This window comes from Sphingomonas sp. CARO-RG-8B-R24-01, from assembly GCF_022662295.1.
GTDB lineage: Bacteria > Pseudomonadota > Alphaproteobacteria > Sphingomonadales > Sphingomonadaceae > Sphingomonas.
Genome location: NZ_JAKNQI010000005.1, coordinates 296,989 through 305,528, shown reverse-complemented (window position 1 = coordinate 305,528; position 8,540 = coordinate 296,989). Strand labels below are relative to the sequence as shown.

Annotated in this window: 12 protein-coding genes; 9 read left to right on the top strand and 3 right to left on the bottom strand. The window is 63.0% G+C overall.

The annotated features are described in order from the left end of the window. The 4 genes from L8G49_RS12405 to L8G49_RS12390 all read left to right on the top strand — a co-directional run. On the top strand, positions 1 to 222 hold a 222-nt coding region (locus L8G49_RS12405), incomplete at its 5' end, for a hypothetical protein (protein ID WP_242186093.1). Between the two features lie 50 nt (positions 223 to 272). Further along, the gene (locus tag L8G49_RS12400; protein WP_242186091.1) at positions 273 to 569 is read left to right on the top strand and encodes an autorepressor SdpR family transcription factor; all 297 of its coding nucleotides are present in this window, start codon (positions 273 to 275) and stop codon (positions 567 to 569) included. After that, complete coding sequence (locus L8G49_RS12395; protein ID WP_242186089.1) at positions 566 to 940, top strand: ammonium transporter; 375 nt, start codon at positions 566 to 568, stop codon at positions 938 to 940. Before L8G49_RS12400 ends, L8G49_RS12395 begins: the two co-directional genes overlap by 4 nt. A gap of 178 nt (positions 941 to 1,118) precedes the next feature. Beyond that, positions 1,119 to 2,699: an alpha/beta hydrolase gene (locus L8G49_RS12390; RefSeq protein WP_242186088.1), complete on the top strand. Its 1,581-nt coding sequence runs from the start codon at positions 1,119 to 1,121 to the stop codon at positions 2,697 to 2,699. Between the two features lie 130 nt (positions 2,700 to 2,829). On the opposite strand, the gene L8G49_RS12385 is transcribed toward L8G49_RS12390, so the two are convergent. Together L8G49_RS12385 and L8G49_RS12380 are read right to left on the bottom strand one after the other, a co-directional pair. Beyond that, entirely contained in the window at positions 2,830 to 3,153 is a 324-nt protein-coding gene (locus tag L8G49_RS12385; protein WP_242186085.1) for a hypothetical protein, read from the bottom strand. Further along, entirely contained in the window at positions 3,154 to 3,447 is a 294-nt protein-coding gene (locus L8G49_RS12380) for a GDSL-type esterase/lipase family protein (protein ID WP_242186083.1), read from the bottom strand. It lies immediately after the preceding gene. A 63-nt stretch (positions 3,448 to 3,510) separates the two neighbouring features. On the opposite strand from L8G49_RS12380, the gene L8G49_RS12375 reads away from it, so the two are divergent. The 5 genes from L8G49_RS12375 to L8G49_RS12350 all read left to right on the top strand — a co-directional run bounded on the left by L8G49_RS12375 (position 3,511) and on the right by L8G49_RS12350 (position 7,309). Continuing rightward, positions 3,511 to 3,741 (top strand): hypothetical protein, encoded by a 231-nt coding sequence (locus tag L8G49_RS12375; RefSeq protein ID WP_242186081.1) that lies wholly within the window; start codon positions 3,511 to 3,513, stop codon positions 3,739 to 3,741. Between the two features lie 196 nt (positions 3,742 to 3,937). Then, positions 3,938 to 4,450: a YdcF family protein gene (locus L8G49_RS12370; RefSeq protein ID WP_242186079.1), complete on the top strand. Its 513-nt coding sequence runs from the start codon at positions 3,938 to 3,940 to the stop codon at positions 4,448 to 4,450. A gap of 675 nt (positions 4,451 to 5,125) precedes the next feature. Next, on the top strand, positions 5,126 to 6,205 hold the full coding sequence (locus tag L8G49_RS12360) for a spore photoproduct lyase family protein (RefSeq protein WP_347272061.1): 1,080 nt from the start codon (positions 5,126 to 5,128) through the stop codon (positions 6,203 to 6,205). After that, positions 6,202 to 6,687: a metallophosphoesterase family protein gene (locus L8G49_RS12355; RefSeq protein ID WP_242186076.1), complete on the top strand. Its 486-nt coding sequence runs from the start codon at positions 6,202 to 6,204 to the stop codon at positions 6,685 to 6,687. Before L8G49_RS12360 ends, L8G49_RS12355 begins: the two co-directional genes overlap by 4 nt. Positions 6,688 to 6,907: 220 nt before the next feature. Beyond that, positions 6,908 to 7,309: a MucR family transcriptional regulator gene (locus L8G49_RS12350; protein WP_242186075.1), complete on the top strand. Its 402-nt coding sequence runs from the start codon at positions 6,908 to 6,910 to the stop codon at positions 7,307 to 7,309. Between the two features lie 276 nt (positions 7,310 to 7,585). Here L8G49_RS12350 and L8G49_RS12345 read toward each other — a convergent pair whose 3' ends face one another. After that, complete coding sequence (locus L8G49_RS12345) at positions 7,586 to 8,488, bottom strand: SDR family oxidoreductase (protein WP_242186074.1); 903 nt, start codon at positions 8,486 to 8,488, stop codon at positions 7,586 to 7,588. Between the last annotated feature and the right edge of the window lie 52 nt (positions 8,489 to 8,540).

Below are 8,540 nucleotides of genomic sequence, written 5' to 3'. Positions count from 1 at the left end.
GCTGCTGTATGCGCGGTGTTAAAGACCCAAAAAGCGACATTGAGGCTGCTCCATCTGTTTCCCGAAAGCTGCCTCCCGTTCATGTTGCAGCTGTGGCTCGGCTTGGCCGATCGCCGACGGGAGCTGCGCTCCCAATGGTCCAATGATTGCGCGAAGCACCGCATCCAGGTGCATGCTCAGGTTGCGCTACGTCTCGCCGTCTATCAACCTCCGTGCATGTGACGGCAGCAAACAGACTTGACTCCGTTCGACAATTAGCTAACGATCGAATCGTGAGCAATGTCTTCAAGGCCCTGTCCGATCCCACCCGCCGGCGGGTACTCCAGCTGTTGCGCAAGGGGCCGCTGAGCGCGGGAGCGTTGAGCGAGTGCTTCGACGTCTCCAAGCCGACGATGTCAGCGCACTTTGCGGTCTTGCGGGAGGCCGACCTGGTTCACGCCGAAAAGGCCGGCAAGTCCGTCATCTATCACCTGAAGCTTTCGGTCCTCGAGGAAGCGCTGCTGGGCTTCGTCGGTTCGTTTGGCATTGGCGCAGAGACGCCGGAGCCCAAAAAGGAGACTGCGCGATGAAAAACGACGTGAAGGCAAGCCTGATGTTGGCAGGCGCCATGCTGGCCGTGGCGCTCAGCGCCACCCTCGTACGCAGGCTGGGCTTTGTCGACAGCGACACCGTGACCCGAGTGGTTATCGGCCTGAACGGCCTCATGATCATCTGGTACGGCAACCGGATGCCGAAGGCTTTTGTCCCCAATGTACGCGCTCGCCAGGTCAAGCGGGTCGGCGGCTGGGCGCTGGTGCTGAGCGGCACGGTCTATGCGGCGCTGTTTGCCTTCGCGCCGATCCCCCTCGCGCTGACGTTCGGGAGTGCTGCGGTCATCGCGGGAATCGCGGTGACGCTCGGTTACTGCCTGTCGCTGCGGATCAGGGCAAAGACCGCCTAACTCAGCCATCGCCGTAGGGGAGAAACAGAGGATGCACAGGATCATCGGACCGAGTGCGGTGCTGGCAGCAGCGGTGGCAATCGTTGCGATCGGTACGGGCGCGGCGCGCGCCCAACAGGCGGCGGGCGATTGGCACGGCGCGCTCAGCGTTCCCCCCGGCGTCGCGCTTCGGATCGGGGTGACGATCAAGCCCAGGCCGGACGGCGGCTATGACGGCGTGATGCAGAGCCCCGACCAGACCCCTGCCCCGATCCCGCTGAACGCGGTAAGGATGGAGGGCGGCGTGCTCAGCTTCGCTGTCAACGCCATCCGCGGCAGCTATGCCGGCCGCTGGGATTATGCACGCAAGGCCTGGGTCGGCGAGTGGCGACAGGCTACGGCCCTGCCCCTGCCGCTGGTGCTGACCTCCGGCAAGCCCGATGTGCCCGTGATCGCCGGTCTCGACGGCGACTGGACGGGAACGATCATGCCCGCGGGCGCCACGATCCGCCTGATCCTTCACGTTAAGACCGACGTCTGCGGGACCGTAGTCAGCATGGATTCGCCCGATCAACTCGCCTACGGCCTGCCGCTCCCCTCGCTCACCCGCAAAGGCCAGGCGGTCAGTTTCGGTCTCAGCGGCAATCGATTCGAAGGAACACTGTCGGCCGACGGCCACAGCATCGACGGAAGCTGGAAAGGCCCCAACTTCAAGGGCCCGTTGGTCTTCACCGCACGACCGACACAGACTGCCGCGCCCAGGCGCCCGCAGACCCCGCACCCGCCATTCCCCTATCGTACCGAGGAGGTGACGGTGGACAGCGCGCCCGGGGTGAAACTCGCAGGCACGCTCACCTTGCCCGCGGGCAAGGGTCCGTTTCCGGCGGTGGTGCTAATTAGCGGATCGGGCGCGCAGGACCGCGACGAGACGATCCTCGCCCACAAGCCGTTCGCGGTGATCGCCGACCGGCTGACGCGCGATGGCGTTGCGGTGCTTCGCATGGACGACCGCGGTTTCGCGAGGTCGACCGGCAACTTCGCTGCGGCGACCGACGACGATTTCGCGGCGGATACCGCTGCTGATGTGGCCTTTCTGCGCCAGCGCGCCGACATCGACCCGGCGCGGATTGGCCTGATAGGCCATAGCGAAGGCGGCCTGGTGGCGCCGAAGGTCGCCGTAAGGGACCCGAGGATCGCGTTCATCGTCTTGATGGCCGGCCCCGGCGTGCCGCTGTCGCAAGTATTGGCAGCGCAGCGCGCCAGGCTCGGCCCGGCGATGGGCCAGGCGCCCGAGCGGACCCGCCGGATCCAGGCGCTGACCGATCACGCCGTTTTGGCGATGCGCGGATCCAGTGACGAGGCTGAGGCCCGGTCGCGGGCGATCAAAATTATGAGGGCCGAAGCCGGTGATCTGTTCCGCTCGGACGGTCAGGCCGAGGGAATGGCAATGGCTCTCAGCTCCGGATGGATGCGCGACCTTATTGATTATGATCCGCGCCCGACGCTGGCGAAGGTGAAATGCCCGATACTTGCACTGAACGGTGCCAAGGACGGTCAAGTGCCAGCCGAGCAGAACCTGCCGGCAATCCGCACGGCGACCGCGGGCAACCCTGATGTCACCCTCGTCGAGCTGCCGGGTCTGAATCACCTGTTCCAAACGGCGAAAACAGGTGCCCCGGGGGAGTATGCCGATATCGAAGAGACTGTGGCACCCATTGCGCTCGAAAGAATGGCGAATTGGATCCGTACGCAGGTGAAAAACCCGAGTGGCTTCCGCTGATGAGTACGACCCAGAAATGGACATCGGGGTGGCCCTGCCCGCTTCTCAAACCTCGCCGTTCATTCACAATCGGATTCCGTCTTGGATTGCCGGTTTTCCGAGCGGCAGCTCTTCCTCCTCTTCGCCAGTGTCACCGCATCAGGTGCGCTCCGCGCTTCAAAATACAGTCGATTGCAGGCAGCATAGCCTCGACTACAGCGGCGATCGCCTTGGCGTTCGGATGCACTCTGTCGGCCAGCACCATGTCACTATGACCCAGCACACCGGCGGGGAAGAACGGCCAAGTCGTTGCGCCGTGGAGCTTGGCCTGCGCTTCCAGAATACCTGCGTAAGGACCTGCCCTCTGCGCGGGCAACGGCGGCGGCGCCACGGTGGTGAGCAATACCGGGACGCCGCAGCGGCCAAACTCGACGAGGATCGCCCCAAGGTTCGCCAGCGTGGATGACGGCAGCACCTACCGGAGCACGTCGTTGGGTCCAAGCTGGACGATGGCGAGGTCAGGACGGCCTTCTAGTCGCGACAGCACCCGGGGCAGCCGCCGCAACGCATCCGCGGTGGCGTCGCCGCCGACGCCCGCGTTGATCACCCGTGCGCCCGGACATGCAGCGCTCAGGCGATGTTCCAGCTGAGCGGCGAAGCCGTCGGCGGTGGCTAGACCGTAGCCGGCGACGAGGCTGCCGCCGAATGCGAGGATGAGCGGGGTGATGTGGTCATGGGATGATGCAAAAATAGGTGCTGTGAGTTCCATTTGTAGCGACGCCGCGTCGCGTTGGTGCCAGTGTCTCCGCCGTGCGTTCAGTCATCCCGCCCGATGACCGACGACACCGCTGTCCAAGCCCGCCACCGCGAAATCGCGGTGAAACACGTCCTGCTCAAGCTAATCGAATACGTCGAGGCGAAGCATCCCAGCCTGCTCGACCATGTCGAAAGCAGCCTCGATCGTCTCGGCGACCCGGCGAAGGATGACAGCAAAGACGACGAGGCCGTGCGCGAGATCGCCCGTAAGCTGATTGCCAGTACACGACGTGAGGGGGCCGTCTGAGCATTCTGCGGCCCTCTGCATGCAAGCAGGCGACACCTCTTCACTGCGCGAAGTGCGATCCTTTCCCATGCGATCGCGCGAAACGCGCTCAGTCCGAAAAAGCCCAGCCGTCGATCCGTATAACACGGCTGAAGGGTTAATAGGCACAGCGCCGCCCGCGCTTCCGGATCAACGCCGGACCAGCTAGGCAAGCTCGATGATGAACCCTGTTACAGACCAGCGCACGCTTGTCGTCGTGTTCGGCGCGGCGGTGCGGCCCGACGGAAGCGCGAGTCCCGCGCTCGCGCGACGCGTAGGCTATGCCGCTGCGGTCGCGCAAGGCGATCCCAGCGTCGACCTGTTCCTGTCGGGCGGGACGGGGAAGTATCCGCCATCCGAAGCCGCTGTGATGGCGGGCATGCTCGACGGAGTCGTATCGACCGAGCGGCTGATCCTGGATTCGGTCAGCCGCGATACGCTGCAGACGGTCCGCGCAGCGGCGGCTTATGCGCGGGCGCACGGCTATGGGGCGCTGCAGACCTGCACCGATGCCTATCATCAGCCGCGGGTGCGCATGCTGTTCGGGTTGATGGGGATGGCCAGCCGGCCGCTTGCGATGGTGGCGCGCGGGACGCGGCAGCTGCAGATCAAGATGTGGCTGCGCGAATGCGCCGCGATCCCTTACGACGTCGTGGCGGGGCTCCACGCGATACGGCGAGACCGTGCGTGAGGATGCGCCATAGCCGGAAGGCCGGCTTGCGCGGACGCGACCGGTCCGATCTGGCGATCGCCTAGGCGCCATGCCCCGGTGTCGAGTTGGACGGATCGAAGCCACGGATACTACCCTCGAAAGCAGCAAGGCGAACCGTCATATCAGCGGCGTGGGTGGACGCGTGAAACGAACAGCCGGGCTTTCAGACGCCGCGGTGAGGATAGCACGAGAGCCAGAGCAAGTTAGCTGCGCATTATACGGGCGACCGCTCGGGCGACGCGCGGAGTTTCACTACGTCATACCCAAGAGTGACGGCGGCACACAAACCGTCCCTGTGCATCCGATCTGCCACAGCACGATCCATGCCTTCTTTAAGAACCGAGAGTTGGCCACGTCCTACGCAACGATGGATGAACTACGGGAGCGCGACGACGTGCGTCGCTACCTGCATTGGATTGCCGATAAGCCACCGGACTTTCGCGCGCCAACACGAAAACGAAAGGCGCTTTGAGACCCAGCGGCGGACGTCCATGCCAACAATTTCGTTTCCCTAAACGGGTCATGCGGTCACGCAGATTGTCGCTTTCGTCAAGGCTTTCGGCCCGCCGGTAGGAATTGCTTGGATCGGTAGAAAGCAACAGCCGCTTTTGCCCTTAGGATGAACGGAGACCCGCGATCACGCGTTGGCCAAACATGACGCTTCCGCTTCCTTCCGATCGACCTTGTATGGGATGGCTCCCGCGCCGGCTTCTGATCACTCGGTCCGCACGGGAATGGGAGCACGGTCGCGTGATCGCCGAGCGTGCCGCACGCTTTGGGGTGCCTGTGATCGAGCTTCTGAACGATCGCGTCGTCTGGCAACCGCCGTCGGAACCCCACACTGCATATGCCGATGCGAAGGCCACGCTCGCCGTCGTCGTGGCACCGCCGTCGAAGCTGAAGCTGGAACCGATCGCGCCGAGCGCCGACTGGCGCGTTGACCTTGCCGCGGGATGCCCGGCGCATTGTAGCTATTGCTATTTGGCAGGGTCGTTGAAGGGACCACCGATCACCCGCGCCTATGCGAACCTTGATGAGATCCTGGGCGTCTTGCCCCGATATATGGATGAAGGCACCGTCACCTCGCGATCAGCGGCGCGCGCCCATGAAGGCACCACGTTCGAGGCATCGTGCTATACTGATCCACTTGCACTCGAGCCTATGACCGGCTCGCTGTCGCGCATGATCGATTGGTTCGGCCGGTCCGATGCGGCGACGCAGTTGCGTTTCACTTCGAAATTCGCGGACGTCGAGCCGCTGCTGGCGCTCGATCACGGTGGCAAGACGCGGATGCGGGCCTCCATCAATCCCAAGCGCTATGCACGCTTCGAGGGCGGTACCGCGCCGGTCGCACAACGGCTCATCGCTCTGCGACGCATGTCCGACGCTGGATATCCGGTCGGTCTGACCATCGCGCCAATCATCGCGGCGGATGGCTGGGAAGACGCTTACGGCGCACTGCTCGCCGAGGCGGCGGCCTTGCTGCGGGATACGGCCGACCTGACGATCGAACTCATCACGCATCGCTTTACTCCCGGATCGAAGGCGGTCCTGGATGGCTGGTATCCAGGCTCGGCGCTCGACATGACCCAGAATGATCGCATGACCAAGCGAACGAAGTTCGGGACCGAAAAACAGGTCTATGATACGGAGACGATGAAGCGCTTGCGGGGATGGTTCATCGCGGAAATCGCGCGAGTCCTGCCACTGGCCCGGGTGCTCTACTGGACATGACGGCCTTCTTCACAGCCGATACGCATTTTGGCGACCATCGCACGATCAACATCCAGCGCCGCCCCTTCGCGACCGTTGCGGAGATGGACGCGACCCTGATTGCCAATTGGAACGCGGTCGTCGGTCGCGATGACGAGGTTTGGCACTTGGGCGATGTCGTGCGTCGTCCCGGTGACGTGCAGGGCCTGCTCGAACGCCTTAACGGGCACAAGCACCTGATCCGAGGCAACAATGATCCTGACGCGACCGTCGCCGCGCGCGGTTGGGCAAGTGCGGCAGACTATGCTGAGATCGATATCGATGGGCGAAAGCTCGTCTTGTGCCATTACCCGTTCCGATCGTGGAACGGCCAGCATCGCGGCGCGATCAACCTGCACTGCCATAGCCACGGCCGGCTAAAACCGATGCTCCGACAGTATGACGTCGGCGTGGACCCGAACGGGTTCGCGCCGATCGAGCTTGCACATCTGGAAACCGGCTGACTGTCTTATCGTAAAAACCGTGCTTTGTGATCTTCATGCTCGTGGCGGAGAGGACCCATAAGTCGCTATCCATGCCGCCCGACCCGCTCCCCGAAAGCCGCCGTTCATTCACAATTCAATTTAGCCTTTACGGTTACGCGGCCGTAGGACGAATGCCGCTGTGACTGCCTCATAAATGGTGTAATTAGGAATGCTCCATAAAAAGCGTAACTGATAAAACATGGCTGATTTAAAAGTATTGATCCACGTACGCGATATTGTTGCCGCCCATCTGACCTCAAATGTCGTTGCTCCGCAGGATGTCCCGCAACTAATTAAGACCATCTATGAGAGCCTAGCGGGTCTTGAGGGCACGAGCGCGCCAACTGGTATGGATGACCTGCCAGCGCCTGCTATGACGATCCGGGCGAGCGTTAAGCCTGGCTCGGTTGGCTGCCTGGAATGCGGAAAGCGCTTCAAGGCACTTCGCAAGCACCTCGCAACGCACGACCTGACCGCTGACGAGTATCGTGCTAAATGGTCACTCCCCGCTTCTTATTCGATGGTATCTGCTGAATACAGTGCGGAACGATCTGGTTTCGCGAAGGCGAATGGCTTGGGTAGGTCAAAGGGGCAGAATTGAAACGACGCTCGTCGTGTCAGCGGCATTACGACGCCGATCGTTTGCGCCCGCGTCATTCTGAACACGTCAGTGGCCGGCGGGACTCCTACGTTGCAATCCCGCGCATTCAAAGTTTTACAACGTTGGATTGACCCACAAACCGACATTCGGAAGCTCTTCGCCGCTTCCCGAAACCGGCCACTCGTTCATCTGCTCGGTCGGGAGTGGGCGGGAACGTTTAAAGCCGTTGCACGCTGGCGCCTCGCTCCGCGCGTGCCAATGTGCAACGGAGATGGATCATGCCGCCTCAGCCTCCGCATAATTCATTGCGGCAAGGTCGGTGAGCAAATCGGGGCCTGTCGGTTCCCACCCCAACCGTGCCCGCGTCCAGACACTCGACGCTGTCATATCGAGTGCGGCGAAGGGAGCCATCCAGCCGAAGTAGTGTTCGACTTCGTTTGCCGCGACGGAGCGGACCGGCAGTCCGGTCCCCGCACCGATCGCCTCGGCTATCCTCCGTGCGTCGATGCCCTCCTCCACCGACGCATGGTAACGCGCGCCCGGCTCGCCAATTTCGAGAGCCAAGGCGTAGAGCTTGGCGACGTCGCTGATATGCGCGGCAGCCCAGCGCGTACGGCCTTCGCCGAGGTACGCGACGGCCCCGGCACGGCGCGCCTCGGCGATCAGCGGAGTGATCAGACCGGCCTTGGTGGTATCGTGCACCTGCGGCAGCCGAATGGTGCGCACGTCGATGCGCCGGGCGATCAGCGCTGCGGCGGCAAGCTCCGTTACGATGCGCGGATTAGCATGTAGCGGGTTGAGCACATCCTCGGTCGCGGGACCGCCGTTGCGCGGCGTTCCGATACCGATGCCCGAAGTGATCAGGATGGGTTTGTTGGTCCCCGCCAGCGCATCGCCCATCGCAGCGATGTTGCGTTCGTCCTTTTTGGTATTCTCGACGAAGTTCGCGAAATCGTGGTCAAACGCGCAGTGAATGACCGCGTCGGCTACAGCGACCCCGCTGGTGAGCGTGTCGGGTCGTTCCAGGTCACCGCGATGGATTTCGGCCCCCGCTGCTTCGAGCTTCTGCGCACCGGCATCGGAGCGGGTGAGCCCGAGTACCTGATGGCCCCGGCTGAGTAACTCGGGGATGACGTGGGAGCCGATGAAGCCGGTCGCACCGGTCAGGAATACGCGCATCAGAATTCTCCTCGTTGACCAAGCGAGTATCTCCTGATGTCCTACTCTGTTA

Bases quoted from the DNA above. Each gene is read 5' to 3' on its own strand.
- L8G49_RS12355 (WP_242186076.1), top strand. From the start codon at position 6,202: ATGACGGCCTTCTTCACAGCCGATACGCATTTTGGCGACCATCGCACG.
- L8G49_RS12370 (WP_242186079.1), top strand. From the start codon at position 3,938: ATGATGAACCCTGTTACAGACCAGCGCACGCTTGTCGTCGTGTTCGGC.
- L8G49_RS12380 (WP_242186083.1), bottom strand. From the start codon at position 3,447: ATGGAACTCACAGCACCTATTTTTGCATCATCCCATGACCACATCACC.
- L8G49_RS12375 (WP_242186081.1), top strand. From the start codon at position 3,511: ATGACCGACGACACCGCTGTCCAAGCCCGCCACCGCGAAATCGCGGTG.
- L8G49_RS12345 (WP_242186074.1), bottom strand. From the start codon at position 8,488: ATGCGCGTATTCCTGACCGGTGCGACCGGCTTCATCGGCTCCCACGTC.
- L8G49_RS12360 (WP_347272061.1), top strand. From the start codon at position 5,126: ATGACGCTTCCGCTTCCTTCCGATCGACCTTGTATGGGATGGCTCCCG.
- L8G49_RS12395 (WP_242186089.1), top strand. From the start codon at position 566: ATGAAAAACGACGTGAAGGCAAGCCTGATGTTGGCAGGCGCCATGCTG.
- L8G49_RS12350 (WP_242186075.1), top strand. From the start codon at position 6,908: ATGGCTGATTTAAAAGTATTGATCCACGTACGCGATATTGTTGCCGCC.